Annotated in this window: 14 protein-coding genes; 2 read left to right on the top strand and 12 right to left on the bottom strand. The window is 42.8% G+C overall.

Annotated features, from left to right (window positions below; translation table 11 throughout):
• Positions 1-2: 2 nt before the first annotated feature.
• Genes KTR06_RS09055 through KTR06_RS09030 form a run of 6 tightly spaced genes read right to left on the bottom strand, consistent with a single transcriptional unit; the run spans position 3 to position 8161 of the window.
• A complete protein-coding gene (locus tag KTR06_RS09055) occupies positions 3-1232 on the bottom strand; it encodes a hypothetical protein (protein WP_015531668.1) in 1230 nt (409 codons plus the stop codon).
• A 32-nt stretch (positions 1233-1264) separates the two neighbouring features.
• Positions 1265-2788, bottom strand: a complete 1524-nt coding sequence (locus KTR06_RS09050; protein WP_217290241.1) for a M14 family metallocarboxypeptidase — start codon at positions 2786-2788, stop codon at positions 1265-1267.
• A 7-nt stretch (positions 2789-2795) separates the two neighbouring features.
• Positions 2796-4166: a porin gene (locus KTR06_RS09045; protein ID WP_217290240.1), complete on the bottom strand. Its 1371-nt coding sequence runs from the start codon at positions 4164-4166 to the stop codon at positions 2796-2798.
• Between the two features lie 18 nt (positions 4167-4184).
• On the bottom strand, positions 4185-5330 hold the full coding sequence (gene iadA / locus KTR06_RS09040; protein ID WP_118219088.1) for a beta-aspartyl-peptidase: 1146 nt from the start codon (positions 5328-5330) through the stop codon (positions 4185-4187).
• Between the two features lie 18 nt (positions 5331-5348).
• Positions 5349-6725: a C4-dicarboxylate transporter DcuC gene (gene dcuC / locus KTR06_RS09035; protein ID WP_118219089.1), complete on the bottom strand. Its 1377-nt coding sequence runs from the start codon at positions 6723-6725 to the stop codon at positions 5349-5351.
• A gap of 20 nt (positions 6726-6745) precedes the next feature.
• Entirely contained in the window at positions 6746-8161 is a 1416-nt protein-coding gene (locus KTR06_RS09030; RefSeq protein WP_120069122.1) for a leucine-rich repeat domain-containing protein, read from the bottom strand.
• A gap of 220 nt (positions 8162-8381) precedes the next feature.
• On the opposite strand from KTR06_RS09030, the gene KTR06_RS09025 reads away from it, so the two are divergent.
• Complete coding sequence (locus tag KTR06_RS09025) at positions 8382-10334, top strand: transglycosylase domain-containing protein (RefSeq protein WP_217290239.1); 1953 nt, start codon at positions 8382-8384, stop codon at positions 10332-10334.
• Between the two features lie 27 nt (positions 10335-10361).
• Here the strand turns inward: KTR06_RS09025 and KTR06_RS09020 are convergent, their stop codons facing one another.
• The 3 genes from KTR06_RS09020 to KTR06_RS09010 form a co-directional block, all read right to left on the bottom strand.
• Positions 10362-11735: a hypothetical protein gene (locus KTR06_RS09020; RefSeq protein WP_217290238.1), complete on the bottom strand. Its 1374-nt coding sequence runs from the start codon at positions 11733-11735 to the stop codon at positions 10362-10364.
• 86 nt (positions 11736-11821) lie between these two features.
• Entirely contained in the window at positions 11822-12514 is a 693-nt protein-coding gene (locus KTR06_RS09015; RefSeq protein WP_217290237.1) for a DUF4476 domain-containing protein, read from the bottom strand.
• A 115-nt stretch (positions 12515-12629) separates the two neighbouring features.
• Positions 12630-13469, bottom strand: a complete 840-nt coding sequence (locus KTR06_RS09010) for a S1 RNA-binding domain-containing protein (RefSeq protein WP_004314988.1) — start codon at positions 13467-13469, stop codon at positions 12630-12632.
• A gap of 187 nt (positions 13470-13656) precedes the next feature.
• Between KTR06_RS09010 and KTR06_RS09005 the strand changes: the two genes are divergently transcribed.
• On the top strand, positions 13657-14658 hold the full coding sequence (locus KTR06_RS09005) for a malate dehydrogenase (RefSeq protein ID WP_008026201.1): 1002 nt from the start codon (positions 13657-13659) through the stop codon (positions 14656-14658).
• Between the two features lie 71 nt (positions 14659-14729).
• On the opposite strand, the gene KTR06_RS09000 is transcribed toward KTR06_RS09005, so the two are convergent.
• From KTR06_RS09000 to KTR06_RS08990, 3 genes are all read right to left on the bottom strand, one after another.
• A complete protein-coding gene (locus KTR06_RS09000; protein WP_004314986.1) occupies positions 14730-15170 on the bottom strand; it encodes a Fur family transcriptional regulator in 441 nt (146 codons plus the stop codon).
• 7 nt (positions 15171-15177) lie between these two features.
• Positions 15178-17124, bottom strand: coding sequence for a heavy metal translocating P-type ATPase (locus tag KTR06_RS08995; protein ID WP_217290236.1), 1947 nt, complete (start codon positions 17122-17124; stop codon positions 15178-15180).
• A 66-nt stretch (positions 17125-17190) separates the two neighbouring features.
• The gene (locus tag KTR06_RS08990; RefSeq protein ID WP_004314984.1) at positions 17191-17826 is read right to left on the bottom strand and encodes a porin family protein; all 636 of its coding nucleotides are present in this window, start codon (positions 17824-17826) and stop codon (positions 17191-17193) included.
• Between the last annotated feature and the right edge of the window lie 1419 nt (positions 17827-19245).

Here is a 19245-nt window from a genome sequence, read left to right as displayed (position 1 = left end):
TATCAAAAGAGAATATGAAGATTCAACTTAACCTGAAATTCCTTGGAACCTGCACCCACTAACTGATTGTATGAGGTATATGAACCGGCCAGCTGCAACTTGAACGTATTATTATTGAAATATTTAGATGCGCCGAAAGTAATGTTATCTGCCTCACGCAAGACACTCTGCCCCGTCTCTTTCCATTCGGGGTTCACTTTACTATAAGCGACATCCAGTGCCCATAATTTACGGAAAAGATATCCGGCCTGTACATTGAGTCCATTTCCCAAAGCCAAGTAATTGGCTATCTGACGCGGTTTCAATTTTGCACCCTCATCCTTTTCTACATAAAGTCCGTTCAAGCCATTCGCCGTTGCATTGACATACTCTGCCAACAACGAGAAGCCATTCCACTTGAATAGTAAATCGGCCGACAGCTTACGATAGTCGGGATAATCCGCAGCACCTTCTTTATCATACATCTGAAAATCATTATGCCCTTCACCTACCATATTGCTGGCACCGACATTATAACTATATGCCGCACCGATAGCCAGTTTAGGAGATTTCTCACGAATAAAGTCATTAAAGACCAACTCATTACCGCTCGTAAAGAAACCCAACGGATAAACCGTGACACGTCCGCCATATTTCAATCCGCCCAAATCCGGATCAGTACTTGAGGAGCCAAATGAATTGCGTCCGTCACCGGAAGTTACAGCAGCGCCTAAATCGAATCCTAACTTGCCAAGTGACAAGCGGCTTTCAACAAATAATCCCAATTCACGCCCTGTGCGGGAGAATGTACGATCCATCAACGAATGTTCACCGAAAGCAAGTCCCTGATCGAGCATCATCATTTGCCGGGTATTAGTAAAGGTCTGTTTCTGTCCGGCACTGATTTTCAATTGTTTCCAGGGAGCATACGAAACCCATGCATCCAATAAAGGATAAGAATCGGCAAAATCAGCTTGCAAGAAGAAGCCCAGTTTCTCATTCAGGAACGAACCTTCCAGGCTCAAATAAGCATGATCGATATCAAATCCATATTCCGACTCTGCGTTCTTTATATCTGTATAGTAACCGGAACCCTGGAGATAACCGCCAAAACGCAGTTTCTGACCGGGTGCTCTCAAGTTCAAGTCAAGCAAACCATCTTTCAGTTGCGGAAATGCCTCGTTTCCAATTGTCTGCGCATACAGACCAGTAGCCAAAATCAAGGAGAAAACTCCTATTATTATCTTTTTCATATCTTGTATTCTATTTATCGTCATTAATTAATCTATTTCATTTTACGATAGACGCCCAGCGTATTATTTACTGCAGCATCAATCACGCGGTAGTTGACGAAACCATTGGCCGATTCCGGTTCCAGCAATACTGTCACAAGGGTAGCCAAAGGTTGGGACATGGAAATACGATAGCTACCGGCCGGAAGAGTAATCGTACGGTTACTGGTATTTGTTACCACGTTCAACGGCAAGATACCAGCCACTAAATCATGACTTTCTACCGCCTTGGTAACGGTATAGCACTCCAGTTCAATCGTTTCCGGAGATGCCAGCCGTTCCAGTTCAACTCCATATTGCTGCAATATTTCGACTGCACGATTTTGATTCGCATCCAGATAATAGGCAACAGGACGTTGGCGGGTCAATACGACTTCCGATTCGGGAGCAATACGTGCCTCAACAGGCACAGTCACCTCTTTACAGGCAAGCATGTCGATAAAGGTCAATGGATAACCGGAAGCGGCCTTTGAACGGAATGTCACAGCAACATCACCATTATAATGAGCGGATTCGTCCACTGCTTTTCGTATTTGGCCTTCATGTTCAAAAGTAGTACGGGCAAATGACTCTGTCAATTTGTAAACAGTATATACCCTACGCTTATAGGAGGTACGCCCCAGACCGACACCACGTACTTCCATCAGCATGGAGATAGCTCCACGCAAGGCCATGATATTAGTGGAAGAACGGGGTGAGGAACCGCCGATATTGAATATAATTTCTCCACGATTACTTTTGGTAGTGAAATAGGTGTGATGTGTCAGCCCTTCCGCATCGGCCATGCGAATGGCTTCAGGCACATAAAATTCGTCTACAACAGTACGCAATGCCGGAGACACATTCGGGTTGCTGCTCCACAAAAACATAAAGTCGTTAGGGTTGGTAACCAGCAGTCCGTCGGTCACTTCTTCATAAGAAGCGCGGAGTGGTTTATACTCATGGAAGTCAATAAACAAATGAGGTTTGACTGTCAGAGCAACCCGTTGTAAGGTACGTGCTTCCGGAGTTGACAAAAGCGTCTGATCACGGTTCAGGTCTATACCATTGGCAGTGACCCGTTCTCCCTGTTCGCTTCCGTCAATATTTACCGAAGGCATAATATAGAAGTCCATTTTATCAAGCAGAACAGACAGTTGAGAGTCACAAGTCAGTTGTTTCATAAAATACAGAAGACCTTCGGTGCCAGCAGGCTCATTTCCATGCACACACCCTGTATAGAGGACACGCAATTTATCATTTCCTCCCTTGCTCACTTTTATCATGGGTATTTCACGTCCACGCTGGGTGCGACCAACAATTTGAAGTTTCACTCGTTCCGGATACGTAGTAGCCAGGTCATGTAAGAACGTCATCATCTCACGATATGTGGTGAAGCCGTGTTTCTTGGCAAATGCCGGGGTATCAATATCGACCTGCGGATCCGGGAAAAACTTCGCCGTCACCTTTCCGGTCTGTTGGGCATAGAATGGAAGACCGGACAATAAAAGACAAAGTATTAATAATATTCGTTTCATAGCTTCATCAGAATTTAAATTGGAACAATAGGTTACCTATCCACTCATTGCCATTATAGGTGTATGTACTATCAGGAGTACGGTTTTCACCATTGCTACGAGCCAGTCCGACAGTCAATTGTATCTTGGCAGCATAATTGCGTGTCAGATACTTGGAGACACTGAAATCATAAAAGTTATGCCTGTTGAAATACAGATTATTATTCATATACGAATATTCATCAGGCTTAAGGTATGTATAGCGCAAATCAAAACTCCAAAGACTACGGAGCATATATCCTGCCTGGATATTAAATCCTTGTCCCAACATCATTCGGTTTTTGATGTAAGCTTCTACATTCTGTTCTCCGTTCACGTCAAAGGAGGTAGCGGTGGAACCGTCGTTTCGTACCCGTTTCGTTATAGAAGAAGGAACATATCCCCATGTCTTTGCATATTCGCCCAACATCGAAAATCCGCGATACTTAAAAGCAAAGTCCGCCACCAGTTTAGCATAATCGGGAAGATCTATTTCATCACGGTCATTCATATAAAGAATATCTCCGTTACTGCGCCCGCCACGACGGTCGGATGTACCGTCCGCATAGCTATATGCAACACCGACACTCAACTTCGGAGTCAGTTCGTAAGCCATATCCCCTTCTCTGCTTCCTCCCATCGAACGGAAAGCTCCAAAAGGAAGGTAATTCAACCGGCCGCCATACTTCAATCCACCATAACGCTTTCCTTCCGAGATCGGACCGGAACCATCGGTGATAGCAATGGAAGGACGTAAAAGTCCTTTGCTGCCTAGCCGGAAAGAACTTTCGGCAAAAACACCCAATTCACGAATCGTGCTAAATGCAGAAGTTATTTTACTACGTTCACCAAACTGTAACGTGTGAGAACTCATCTGCAATTCATAGTTATCCGTAGGAGTGGAACGCTGCCCAAACGAAATGACAAGTTTAGAGCCCCAAGGGCGATAGGCAGCATAGGCATCCATCAATAACGACCCGGAGTCATCATCCGTCTCACTACCTTTCACCAAGTCGAGTCCCAACCGGAAACGCAATTTATCGTGATAGACACTTCCATCAAAACGTACACGGGCACGACGCACACGAAAACGGTTGTACATCTGATCCACATCTTCAAAGCGACGGCTTTCTACCGATGTTTGTACCATCCCGCTGACCGTCAGTTTATTGCCGCCTTGTGTTGTGAATCTTAAGCCATCCCCCATTTTATAGCGATGGAGGACTACTTTATTGTCGATATCTGATAAACTTTCATCGCTGGCTTCCACTATTTCGGCGTCATCACTACCTTCGTCTGTCTGTGCCATTACCGGAAGGAGCAAGAATAGCCCTATCAGGAATAATAGATATTTTTTCATATCCATGTTGTTTTAGTATTACATTTCAAAATTTCCCTTACGCATCACGACACCTTCGTGCATCATTTCCGCACCACGGGCATAGACACCTTGCAGTTTCCAATTGTCATCAAACAGCGTTATATCCGCATCCCATCCTTCCCGAAGTTCTCCTTTTCCTTTCAGCTTCATTGTACGGGCAGGGTTGGAAGTTATCAGGCGGAAAGCATCCGAAGGAGCAATGCCTCCGTCCACAATCAGCCGGATCACTTGCTCCAGGTTTCGATGTAACGGCGCCACAGTATAACTATCCTCACCGGTTATCGGATCCTTACGACGTACGCCGGCATTACCATCCGATGAGAAAGTCATACGGTCAATAGATACTCCGGCATTCAATCCCTCCAGTACACTTTCATAAGGTTCACAATATTTTGTTCCTCCTGTGGAAATATCAATCATTCCCCCCATACGGGCAAATTCAATTCCTTGCAAGAATAAATCGTGTGTACGTCCCATGTGAGTAGGAGAAATATAGCTGATTAATGAAGGATACTCCCGTGCTATCTCTAACAATAGCTCAATTCCTCCGGGCAAAGCTCCCAAATGCACATGCATCACTCCGCCTTTGGCAGAAGTAAAACCTCCCAAGCGTACTTGCTGAATGATACGCATCAATTCGGTTTTAGTAGGATAGGAACTACGGTCGTCACTGATTGCTATCTTACAGCCAATCACTTTATCAATGAAAATCAAATCGTTGGCAATGCTATCTGTCAATGTGGGAGTGGGCAGTCCATAGTAACCGGTAAGCATATAAGCGGATATACCGTCCATGCACAGTGCTTTCGTTTTGGCATACAGTGCCGGTAATTGTTTCACGAAACCATCGGTTCCCAACAGTCCGACTACCGTAGTCGTTCCACAAGCCAGTAAACGGCTTAACGGTACTTCAGGGGCCAAAGAAAAGTAGCCGGTTTGTCCGCCTCCGCCAATGATATGTACGTGCTGGTCTATACAGCCGGGAGCAGCATTCATGCCTGCCCCATCGATCACTTCCACCTCTAATCCCCGAATATCGATATGGGGTGCGATACAAGCAATCTTTTCACCACAAATAAGCAGGTCGTTTATCCCCCTGTCTTCAGGAGCATAAAGATGTATATTTTGAATCAGTTTGAACATCATAATCAGTATTACTTGTTAGATAAAAAAGTGAATAACTATCATAGCAATCAATGTGATTGACAACGGAATGATATTGCGTTTGGCCAAATCGGTAGCCGACACACCGGCAATCTCCGAAATGGCGATAATCACACCGGCAATAGGTGATGCCGCCCGTCCCATGCTCGATGCTAATTGCATAGGTAATATCATATCTACGGGAGTCATACCGACTTTGGTAGCAATTGACGGAACCAGCGGACCAAACGAGAAGAACGAAGCATTTCCACTTCCCATCAGGATAGCAGCCAGGAAAAGAATCAGGATAATGACAATCGAAACCAAAATGCCAGAGAATCCCAGACTGGTACATCCTTCAACCAACGCATCAATAAAGCCAAGGCTAATTAACCCCTTAGAGAAGATTTCTGCCGCAACAATCAGTGTCACCACATTGGTAAATACCTTACCCATCCCTTCCCAGAATGATTTCATAGTCATAAAAACAGCTTTAAAAGAACGAAGACGTATCAACTCAAACAACATGGAAACTGCCAGAGAAACAAACATAGCCGTAGTGGTATCCAATTCTATCGGAGGATCGAACAGGTGTACATACTTCGAAAAGATGATTAATAAGAACAACGGCAACACCGGCAGAATCGCATAAATCAATGGAATATCCACCTTGAAATCTTTTGTATCCATCATTTCTGGTTGCGTACGTCCTGATTGGCGATCCTTGCGGTCAAAATAACGATTGGTGAGATAATAAACAATCATTAGCAAAATAGTAAGCGGAATGGCCAGCGGAAGCTGGTGTTCAACAAAGTACAGCATATTATTTTGACCGACAAGTTCCGCCGCCCGGGCGGTATTGGCCGAACCGGGCCCCATATCAAAAATAGTGCAGGCAGAGATAACCGATACTGCCGTCAGACGACTCACTCCCAAGCCTACCAAAATAGGAAAGATAGAAGCAACCAGCAACAAACCAAGTCCTGTTGCGCTCGGTGTGCAAATGAAAAGCATCTGTCCGATAGGGATTACAATGGAAGCAGCGATATAGGGAAACTTCTTGAAAATAGCCAGTGGTTGCATAGACACATATACCAATGCATCACTAGCCTTGATCTTTTTCATGTAAGCTACATAACCTCCAATAGTCATAATCATCAAACCAACACGAAGCATGTTCGATGAAAAAGTTTCTTTTATAATCCGAAAGAGGTCGAAAACCGGCGTCCCCGTTGTTTCGGTCAGACTTAGCGAATGCATACCAAGCAACATGCTAAGTGCTAACATCAAAATCCCGGCTACCATCAATACTCCTTGCGGGTTATTCTTTTTCATTAGCCAATAAGCTACCAATACAATTACCTGTAAGGCTATAAATGCACCTATATATATCATCATAGTATTCTTTATTTGAATTATTCTGCTTCTACACCTTTGTTTTTAGTAGTAGTCAAATTATTAAATATTGCGCTCGGAATCTTGAAGTTTGCACCAGGATTGCCACTTAAGTCGAGTTCTGTCAATTTAACCAGATTCGAAACATTGATTTCTGTCAATTTATTATTTTTCAGATTAAGAGTTTCCAGATTGGGAGTATATGAGAGATTAATGGTCGAAAGCGTACCATATCCACTTTTCGTACTACCATTACAATTCAAAATACGCAATTTAGGGTTACCACTCAAATCCAATGAACCGACTCCTGCCGTATTCACTTGTAGGACCTCTAAATTACTAAGTCCAGTAAGCGGAAGTGCCTCGGTAAACTTATTTGAGGTGGCAGTAAATTCAACCAGTCCTGTAAAGAACTGCAAGCCATCTACAGAAGCTATAGGGGTCTCTGCCGTTTCAAGACCGGCTGTAACCAACTCACTGGTAGCGGCTGATGTTTTCGCTACATTTACCGCCGTAACAGTAGCCGCAATCGTCTTATCCAACTGATATTCATTGCCCTCTTTCACAACCAGCCCTTGTGGCAATTTACCAGCATCTGTTGAAAGATAATAAAGATACTCTCCAAAAGCCTTATCCGGGATTGTGAACAATTCACCGTCTTCACCTCCTCCACCTTCGGAATCAGCCACCACTCCGACAGCAGTAGTCAACTGGGTCATTAAATCCTCCGGAATAGCAAAAGGAGCAGCCGGGTTATTGCTCAAATCAAGTTCTTTCAATGCTGCATAGTTTGAAGGAAGAATAAAGCCATTCTCCTGAAGATTTTGGTTCTTTAAATAAATATGTTCTATCACATTATTATTTGCAAAGCTAATTGTAGAAAGTTTGGTAGATGTATCACCGGCCGAATTTCCACCATAGCGAAAGCGAATAAGTTTTGTATTCTGCGACAAGTCCAGTGCTGCAACAGAGTTATTATTCATCTCAACCGTTTCCAGCTCGGTCAATGCAGTCAGATCCATACGCTCCACCGAATTGGAAGTAATCTTCAATGTCTTTAGAGCGGTAAAGAACTGCAAACCGTCCATATCTACAATCTTCACTGCAGCTGTAGCCAATCCCGCATTCTCCAGTTTAGCTATCTGCGCATCGTTTTTTACCAGATAGAGATTTTCTACGGTAGCAGCCTTTTGGGTGTTCAGGTAGAATTTGCCATTTTCCGCAACAGCCATTTCATAAGGAAGCTTGTTTTCGTCTGTACGGCTACAGTTATAAACAAGGTATTCTCCCAACGCACGATCTTTAATTTCATAAAGGTCTTGCTCACCACCTCCCTGTATATCTTCCACATCATTAGTGGTACAAGATGAGAGTCCTCCAAGCAATAATGCCATGCAAAACATTGCAGTAGTCATCGGTTTGTTCATTCGCATCATAATTTCAAAAGTATTGGTTTTGAGCGTAAAAGTAACATTAACGAGTAAACGAAAAGATTAATACAGACCTTAACAAAAGATTAATATTGCAAATAAAGCGCCTTTTTTTGTATTTTCTTCTCTCTACTGATGAATATAACTCTAAAAATGGGAAAATACTCCGCTTGTTGCCCAAATTATTATCTACCTTTGCAGCGATTATCATATCAAGAAAAAGAAGATGGAAACGTCCAGCAAAAAAAGAATTATTATTCTATCCGCTACCGGTATCTTGCTTACCGGGCTCATTTGTCTCTTTATATCCCGCAATATTATTTTATGCCATATCGTTGACAAACGGACTACACGTATCGAACAGGCATACGGACTGCAGATTCATTATCAGAAGTTACAAATGGAAGGCTGCAATAAAGTGGTTTTACAAGGACTTTCTATTATTCCCAACCAACGGGATACCCTGCTGACATTGCAATCTGTCAACGTAAAACTAAGTTTTTGGAAGTTACTAAAAGGAGAAGTCGAAGTACGCAATGTTCTTATGGATGGGCTGGCAATAAACTTTATCAAATATGATTCCCTAGCCAACTATGACTTCCTGTTCCTTAAACGACAACAAGAGACAGAGTCAAAGCCCGCCATAGAGAGCAACTATGCCAACCGCATCGACCGGGTATTGAACCTCATTTACGGCTTTCTGCCCGAAAACGGCCTACTCAACCAAATAAAAATTACCGAACGCAAAGATAGTAACTTCGTTGCAGTCAACATCCCCTCCTTTGTTATTAAGGATAATCATTTTCAATCAACCATTCAGATAAAAGAAGATACACTGCCTCAACAACAATGGCAAGCATCGGGTGAACTGAACAGAAAAGACTATACATTAAAAGCAGCTCTCTTTGCTCCAGAGAAAAAGAAAATCTCACTACCTTATATTACCCGCCGTTTTGGAGCAGAAGTCACTTTCGATACATTATCTTATAGCATGACTAAAGATAAACGTGCGACCGCCCAACTGCTCCTCAAAGGAAAAGCAAAAGTGAACGGACTGGACGTATTTCATAAAGCCCTCTCTCCTGAAATCATTCATCTCGATCGCGGACAACTCTGTTACGAGATGAACATAAACGGACACTCATTTGAATTGGACAGTACCACCATTGTTGACTTCAACAAACTCCAGTTTCATCCTTATTTACGGGTCGAGAAGGAGAAGGGAAACTGGCATTTCACTGCAGCAGTCAACAAATCCTGGTTTCCGGCAGACGATCTGTTCAGTTCTCTGCCGAAAGGATTATTCAGTAATCTGGAAGGCATCAAGACAAGTGGCGAGCTGGCTTATCATTTTCTGTTAGACATTGATTTTGCGCAACTGGATAGTCTCAAACTGGAATCTGAATTGAAAGAAAAAGATTTCCATATCATAAGCTATGGAGCTACTTCACTCTCCAAAATGTCCGACGAGTTCATTTACACAGCTTATGAGAATGGAGTGCCGGTACGAACCTTCCCTATCGGTCCTTCATGCAAACACTTTACACCCTTGGACAGCATTTCCCCCATTCTAAGAATGTCTGTCATGCAAAGCGAAGATGGAGCATTCTTTTATCATCGCGGTTTTCTGCCCGATGCCTTACGGGAAGCACTGATTTACGACCTGCAAGTGAAACGCTTTGCACGCGGAGGAAGTACGATCACCATGCAACTGGTAAAGAATGTATTCCTGAACCGTAACAAGAACTTTGCGCGTAAACTGGAAGAAGCATTGATTGTGTGGCTGATAGAGAATAAAAGACTAACTTCCAAAGAACGTATGTACGAAGTATATCTGAATATTGTAGAATGGGGACCGCTCGTTTATGGTATTCAGGAAGCGTCTGCTTATTATTTCAAGAAACGCCCTTCGCAACTGACCACGGAAGAAAGTATTTTCCTGGCTTCCATTATCCCGAAACCCAAGCATTTCCGCAGTTCTTTTGCAGAAGGCGGACAATTAAAGGAGAATATGGAAGGTTACTACAAACTGATTGCAAAACGTCTTGCACAGCAAGGAGTAATAAGTGAAATCGAGGCGGATAGTATCCGCCCCGACATCCAAGTTACGGGCGACGCCCGGAATAGTCTAGCCGGTGAAAAACCGGAGTCTAGTTCTCCTACCGCTGAGGAGCAATGAGATCGATATAAATAATAAAGGAATAGGTTATCTTCTTGAACTGCTGTTTCTTTCAGAGGAACGGGAAGAGTTTTGAGTGCTATTACCTCTCGTGCTTCCGGAAGAAGAGCGTCTTTCTGTTTGTCCGCTGGAAACATTGCTCCGGGTAGAGCTACCGCTGCTTCGAGTAGAACTCGAACTACCGCTACTACGGCTAGAGGTAGTACTACTGCTACGGCTGGTAGTATTTTCACTACTGCGACTGGAATTACTACGACTGGAGCTAGAACTGCCACGATTGGAACTAGAACTGCCACGACCGGAGCTACCACGACTGGAAGAACTATTGTTTCTATCAGAACTGTTATTTCTATTATAGGAACCACTACTATCGTTTCGCCTACTTGAACTTTCCCTTGAACTACTACTTGTTTTTCCACTTTCACGGTTGGAACCGCTACTTGTCGAACTTCCGCTTGTCGGTCTGCGATTAGAGCTTGAAGAACCGGAACTTGTTTCCGGACGGCGACCGGAATTACGATCTCCTTCTACTCTGTTTGTATTCCCGTTTCTATCAGGAACAACCTCTTTATTCGGTCTCCCATTTCCGGCCGGTGTAGACGGTCTGACAGAAGTTGAAGGTCTATCTCCTGATTCCGGACGAGGGCGAGTAGACGTACCAGGTCGCGTTGTCGTTCCGGGACGAGACGTATCAGGACGAGTAGATGTGCTTGGACGAGACGTTCCGGGACGTGTTGTTGATGAACCCGGACGGGAAGAATTACCCGGACGTGTCGGTGCATTATGCGGACGAGTGGAAGTATTCGGACGGAACCGTACAGAACCGAAGTCCGAACGACGATAAGAGTGATATACTCTCTGATCTCTCACTCGGTGCGGTGCAGAGTAATGGTTGAAATTAGTATATCTTCCCCGATAGTAGCTTGTATGGTGAAAGTGCGGACGATAATGCGCTCCACAATAAGTACGGTAATGATAAGGCACACCAAAATAGAACAAGCTACGGTTCGGGTAATTGATGTACACCCTGAAACTCCATTTCCCTCCGGTTACATAAATCGGCCGATAGAAATACTCGGCACCGAGAAACCGGCGATACTGCGCATCACTCAATACCCAGCGAAGATCGTCGTTACGGATATCCAAAGCTTCATAATAATCATCCAATGCCCATTCGTAACCACGTGCTACGTAATCCATTATATTACGGACAGAATAAATAAAGTCGTAATTAATCTCATACGCATCATTATATTGCTGTGTACTCAAACTCAATTCATACGCCATCTTATCGGTAAGAAAACGTGTCTCCTTACGTACCTTGCTGGTGCTCATTCCAGCCATTACGGTCATATTGGCAGTCAGACCGACCGCAAAGAGTAAAAAAAGTATTCGTTTCATAATTCAATCTCCTATCATTTATTATTCCGATAATATTCCTCAATAAACATGCGTAACATATCTCTATAACCGTACAGTTAATAGTATCAACGCTGACCATACCCTATCACAAAATCATTCATCTTGTCCTTGCTGGAAGTAAATGTCAGGGTATTAATCACTGTAAAGAAAGCTTCTTTATCTACAATGCGGGGATACATTATCTTCATAATTTCCATCCGGTCATCGTCAAATGTATAAAGTTTGGTCAGTTGGAGACATTGGGCAGATGTAAAATCAGAACCGGCCAATGCAGCATTAAGCAACTTTATACGATCATCTTTAAAAGGCTCCTTCTTCATCTCATTATAAAACGTTTGAAAGAGCTGATCGTTCATGACCCTGTTGTAACCATATCCCGGGCGGTGTTCTCCTTGTCCCGGACGATGTCCCCCCTGTCCGGGGCGGTCGGGTCTTTCCGGATGCATGTTATCACGTCCGTCTACCCATATCTCTTTCACTCCCCTACCATCGAAATAAACATAGTCTTTATACAATTTTTCTCCTTTCCATACTCGCTCTCCCGGACGGGTAAAGCGGGTGGCATATACTTCAACAGTATAATGTCCGGGATTCAAATTGGCTATAAAGCAGGTAGTAGTAGGCAAACTGATTTGGTTTCCTCCCAAGTAAACAAGTATCGGAGTATTTCCGCCGTCGATACGGATTCCGTTAACAGACTGCGCTTGTAAGGAAAGGGCAGCGAACAGGATGCAGAAACTTATTATAATCTTACGCATAACTTATCTCGTTTTTATTATTTATATCTTTAATCTGATACCACAAAAATAGGGTGAGGAAACTCCCCACCCCAATGATTCTCTCTATTCGTATGTAGGGAAATCCCTATTCTGTTTAGGAATCCGCCAAAACAATGCCATCCTCGTGCAAGGTAATCAGACGTTTCTTATACAAGTCGCCCACTCCTTTCTTAAAGGTTTTCTTGCTGACACCAAACGTGTCGTAGATATCTTCCGCTGGACTTTTATCATTCAAGTTAATTCGTCCCCCGTGCTCTTTGATATAGTCTAGCAGCGTTTTCGAAAAATCGTCAATCTTTTCAAAACCGGGTTTCTGAAGAATCAAATCGACCTTACCATCTTCACGCACCTGTTTCACAAAAGCTTTCATTTCCATCCCTGTCTCCAACGGACAGAATATTTCATTTTCATACAATAAACCGCTATACATATCATCTATAATTGCCTTAAAGCCTAAGTCCGTCTTCTGCCAGATAAGAATATTCACCTCTGCTCCCGGAGCATATTCCGGCTTTTCTTTCGACAGATAACGTTCCACTTTTGCTGAAGCCACAATACGGTAACTCTCTTCATCCACATGTGCATGAACCACGTATTTCCGTCCAACCTGCATTTTCATCTTCTGCTCACGGAACGGCACAAACAGGTCTTTCATCAATCCCCAGTTCAGGAAAGCTCCGTATTGATTTACCCAGGAGACTTCCAGACAAGCAAACTGTCCGACCTGCACTAACGGGGTCAGTGTCGTAGCAATCAGCCTCTCATCCATATCCAGGTAAAGAAACACATTCAAAAAATCTCCTATCTTACAATCCTCGGGCACATAGCGGGTAGGCAACAAAATCTCACCTTCTTCTCCACCATCGAGATATACGCCGAAATCGACTTCCTTCACGACTTCAAGCTGGTTGAACTTTCCTAATTCGATGCTCATATTCTTATCTATTATATTATATAAGCAGCAAAGATAATCTATTTTGAATAGATCCCTCAATCAGTCAGCTATAACTTTTCGTTATCGAGAAAAACTATTTGCAATGAACAATCTGCGTTCTAATATGTTAACTTTGTAGCGACAAAAAGAAAGAGTAAATTATTCACCTTTTTAAACATATAAAATTATGGAATTTCTAACCAACGAGAAACTTACGATTGTGGGAGCTGCCGGAATGATCGGCTCCAACATGGCACAAACAGCCATGATGATGAAACTCACTCCGAATATTTGTCTCTATGATCCATTCGCACCAGCTTTGGAAGGAGTAGCTGAAGAACTGTATCATTGCGGTTTTGAAGGTGTCAACCTTACCTATACTTCCGATATCAAGGAAGCGCTGACCGGAGCTTCTTATATTGTTTCTTCCGGTGGAGCAGCCCGTAAGGCAGGTATGACCCGCGAAGATCTGTTGAAAGGAAATGCAGAGATTGCCGCTCAATTCGGAAAAGACGTTCGTCAATATTGCCCGAACGTAAAACATATCGTTGTCATCTTTAATCCTGCAGACATCACCGGTCTGATTACTTTATTGTATGCAGGTTTGAAACCTTCACAAGTTTCTACATTGGCTGCGTTGGATAGCACCCGCCTGCAAAACGAACTGGTGAAATACTTCCATATCCCCGCTTCCGACATTCAGAATTGCCGTACGTATGGCGGTCATGGAGAACAAATGGCTGTATTTGCATCTACCACCAAAATAAAAGGAGAACCCCTGACCGATTTCATCGGTACTACCCGCCTTCCGTTGACGGAATGGGAAGCACTGAAAGTACGTGTCATCCAGGGTGGAAAACATATCATCGACCTGCGCGGCCGTTCTTCTTTCCAAAGCCCGGCTTATCTGTCTATCGAAATGATTGCTGCTGCTATGGGCGGACAGCCATTCCGCTGGCCTGCCGGAACGTATGTTTCCAATGGCAAATTCGACCATATCATGATGGCGATGGAAACTTCAATTACTAAAGACGGCGTTACTTATAAAGAAATAGCTGGAACTCCTGCCGAACAGGAAGAATTAGAAAAGAGCTACGAACACTTATGTAAACTTCGTGACGAAGTGATTGAAATGGGAATCATCCCAGCCATTAAGGACTGGCATGCTTTGAATCCCAATATTGACTAATCAAACAATATTAGCGAAAGCAGAAGGCCGAAACCTGACGATCTTTTTATCGTTCCGGGTTTCGGTCTTTTTTATTTCATTGCCAATGTCATTCCCACAGAAGAACATTCCTGACAAATCCCTTTAAGGACATAATTAATGCTATGCAAAGTAAATCCTTCAGGCAAATCAATCACCGGGATATGGGTACCTTCCAGGCAGAATGTCCGATGACATTTCTCACAATAAAAATGCGAATGTAAATCCTGTACCACACAATTGCAAGAGTTGTCACAAACGGCATACTTCAACGAACCGCTTCCATCGTCTATGCTATGTATGAGGTGATGAGACAAGAAGAGAGCGATGGTACGGGATATGGTCGATTTATCAACTGTGTCGAGCAATGTTTCGAGGTCAAGCAATGACACTGCACGCTCTGCCTGCATCATCTCTTTTATCACCAAGAGCCTTATTGCAGTTGGCTTAATGTCTCTTCTGACCAGCTTATCCAAATAAATATCTTCTTCCATCTTTCTCCTACTTTATCATTTTCTGTATTCTGACGGCGTTCATTATGGCAAGCAACGCAACGCCTACATCTGCGAAAACAGCTTCCCAAAGAGTAGCGATTCCACCGGCTCCCAAAATCAATACAAGCAATTTCACTCCAAATGCCAGTGATACATTCTGCCAAATGATTCTTCGTGTCAACCTTCCAACTTTGATAGCTTCGGCTACTTTCGACAGCTGATCTGTCTGTATCACGACATCGGCTGTTTCAATGGCTGCATCACTGCCCAATCCGCCCATAGCAATACCAACGTGACTTAAAGCGAGCACCGGTGCATCATTCATTCCATCGCCGACAAATGCAATCCGGTTTGCCTCATCCTGCCGCAATTCTTCCAAGTGTTTCACTTTCCCTTCCGGAAGCAAGTCGCCATAGGCTTTCGATATGCCGAGCTTCTCCGCAAAGTTAGTAACAATACTCTGTTTATCACCGGATAATATCTGTATGTTTTCAATATTTAAAGCTTTTAAGCGGTCAATAGCTACCTTTGCGTCTTCTTTCAAGGCATCAGCCAACAACAGATAACCGGCATAACGGTTTCCAACAGCACAGACTACAATGGTATCTGTCATCTTCAACAATTCTTGCGGAAAGGATATATCAAACTTGGACAGTAACCGGCAATTACCAACCAGAACCGGTATTCCGTCTACCGTTGCTTCCAATCCGAAGCCGGCATATTCTTTCGTATCGGTAACGGTTACGCGTTCAATATTTCGTTCTTTCGCATAATTCACAACAGCCTTGGCAATCGGATGTGTGCTATCACTTTCTACCGAAGCAATCAGTTTCACTAATTCTTCTTCCGAAATATCGCCTGCACTTTTACAAGCCTGCACGTCAAAGGTTCCTTTTGTCAGGGTTCCTGTTTTATCGAATACCACCGTATTGATCTTAATGATAGCGTCCAGATAATTACCGCCCTTGAATAAAATACCCAATCGGGATGCCGCTCCGATACCACCAAAATAGCCTAATGGAATACTAACCACCAATGCGCATGGACATGAAATCACCAAAAAGACCAAAGCTCTGTATAACCAATCATTAAATGTGAATACAAATGCAGGATTGATAAGTGAATAGACAAATGGAGACAATACAATTAATACGGCCAGTATGATAACAATCGGTGTGTAAACACGGGCAAACTTGCGAATAAACAATTCTGCCGGAGCTTTGCGTTCGGCGGCATTCTGAACTAGTTCCAATATTCGGGCGAGTGCGCTCTTGTCAAAAGGTCTCGTCACTTCAAGTCGGATTACCTTGTCTGTTACAATCATTCCGGCAAGCACTTCCTCCCCTTTCCGAATATTACGAGGCACGCTTTCGCCCGTTAATGCGGCTGTATTAAAGGCGGCAACTTCATTCTGCATGATTCCATCCAATGGCACTCGCTCACCTGCCTTTATTTCTATGATTTCACCGACTTTTATCTTTTTAGGACTTTCAGTAACAAGATTACCCTCTCTAAGTACCAGTGCTTTTTCGGGTCTTACGTCCAATAAGGCTCCGATATTACGTTTGGCTTTATCTACCGCTTTACCCTGAAACAGTTCTCCTACTGTATAAAATAGCATCACGGCTACGCCTTCCGGATATTCGCCAATATAGAAAGCTCCCAAAGTAGCAATAACCATTAGGGTGAACTCACTGAAATAGTCTTTTCCCCTGATGCTTTCCCAGGCTTCTTTCATCACCGGAATTCCTACCGGAAGATAGGCTACGATATACCATATCAAAGAAACATATCCTTCACGGAAGAATGCTAAATCAAGAGCATTCATGATTATTCCACCTGCCAGCAGCAGGAGAGAGAATATCACTTTCCCATATTCATGGAATACCGAAACCTTTGCATCAACCTTTTTTTCTGCTGCGCATGAGTGAGCGCCACAACTACAATGTCCCATAACATTCATCATTTAGTTGATGCAAAGGTAGCAAATGATTTATGCAACAAAGTTGCAAAATCGGTTTTAGAACATATATCCCAATGAGATCATCAGGTTTCTGTTCTTCATTCCTACTTCTTTGATTACCTCAACAAGTCCGAAATCATAGCTTATGGCAACCTGATATTTCTTACTGAACTCAACTCCGGCTTTCAGTCCAAGACCGAGGTCGAATCGTTTCAGACCATCGTCGCCAAATATATCTTCGGATGCAGAATTGCCTCCTATTTCATCAAAATCAAAATAATCACCGTCCACTTTCGCTTTTGCTTTTCCAAACAGTCCGACAGCAATATAAGGACCTACACTACCAAATAATGAGAAATCATCATTCACTGCATATTTATATCCTACACGTACTGGTACTTCCAGATAGTATGGATTAAATGTTATGCTTGCAAGTGATCCGCCATCAACTTTAGCACCTTTCAATGTCAACAATGCAGCGAAATCCATATAGGCACCACTACCATTCGCATCCTGCGACAATCCCACTTCTGCTTTAACTCCTGCGTGAAAACCTATCCTGCTGTCAAAACCTGTAATGGTGTATTTACTAACATTCATACCTGCCATCACACCCCATTTCAGGTTGTCTTGAGCATTGATACTCACTACGCTTATCGCTACTAGAGCGAACAATAACAAGGCCTTTTTCATACGAATAAATAATTTAATTATTGTTTAGAAATTATGTGAGGCAAAAATAACAATAATTCGTATAACTCCGAGATGTTTAGTAAAAATATAAAAAATAAACGATATGAATCTTATGAGATATAGTCATAGCAAGGGAACCAGACTATTTCAAACGATTTTATGGAACATAGAACAAAAACACTCTGCACAGAGAAAAAACATAGGATGAAAGACTGTATAACTTAATTAATTGTTATCTTTGCACAATCAGTCGTAGCGCGACTGTATTGTTTGTTTTAAGAAAAAAAAGCGTTTAGCTGATTTCTGTGCCAGTGAAAAGTCCAAAAATTCCAAACACACAGAGAAGCAGATAAATGCTCCTTGCAATATGCGGGGAGTGTTTCCTGTTTGTGTGTTTAGGGCTTGGACTCCCTCTCTGGCGGATAGGCAAATGCTCTCCGCTTTTTTTGTGCCTATAAATTTACGGTAGGTGTAAAACAACAAGTTAATAATAACCACAAAGGCAAGTCAATTCGGATGGAGCGACACCCGAACGACTGCAAAGTCGAAAACGTAACATTTAGATGTTGCTACTTGCCTTTGAAAATATAAGAGGTAAAGGCTAGCAATACCCTCGAGGGGAACAAATGGATTCATCCAAGAGTTCCCCTCTATTTTTGTAAAGATGTGTACTATTGGAAAGACAGACATTAGGCCTACATATAAATTTGATGATTCTTATTGTCAACCAAAGTTTTTCCCCAATAGTATAATGATTATCATCGGTTTACATGCTGACAATAAGCCATGACAATAGGCTGACAATAAAAAATTAGAACTTTTATTGTCAGCCTGTTATTTGATTGCTTTGGGGCAGGATGCACCCGAAGGACATCATCGCCTGCAGTAACCATACCATCCACATAGAAAGCAGCTTTTTAAAATGAATCCCCCTATTAAATGAATGATATATAGCTGGTATCTTTCACTTAACAAGTAGGTATTGTTACATTAAAGCATCAGTATTGTTAACTCTCCACGGCCGTGACGAGATCTTTCCACGGCCGTGGTAGGAACTCGTCACGGCTGTGGGAAGAAGTCACCACGGCCGTGACAAAGTAAAGATAGCGGTACTTCAGTAGAACTATACTGACACTCTAGGGCAACTACATAGGCACGTTAATGGAACTATATAGGTAGATATCACTTTGGGAGGCTGTTATTAAAATGCAACATTACTTCAGAACATGCTTCTAAGACTATTATTTATCAAGTCATAAAAGGATCATAAGAGATAAAAATAAGGCTGACAGTAAAAGTAGATATATTTTATTGTCAGCCTATTGTCAGCATCTATTGTCAGGTGATATAATACTGCTATTCAAATACTTAAATATCATCCTGACAGTTTGACAATAAGACTGGTACAAATCAATAGAA

Source organism: Bacteroides sp. MSK.20.12 (assembly GCF_019052435.1).
GTDB lineage: Bacteria > Bacteroidota > Bacteroidia > Bacteroidales > Bacteroidaceae > Bacteroides > Bacteroides xylanisolvens.
Note: the sequence above shows the minus strand (reverse complement) of the source record. Positions and strands in the feature narration are given on the sequence as shown.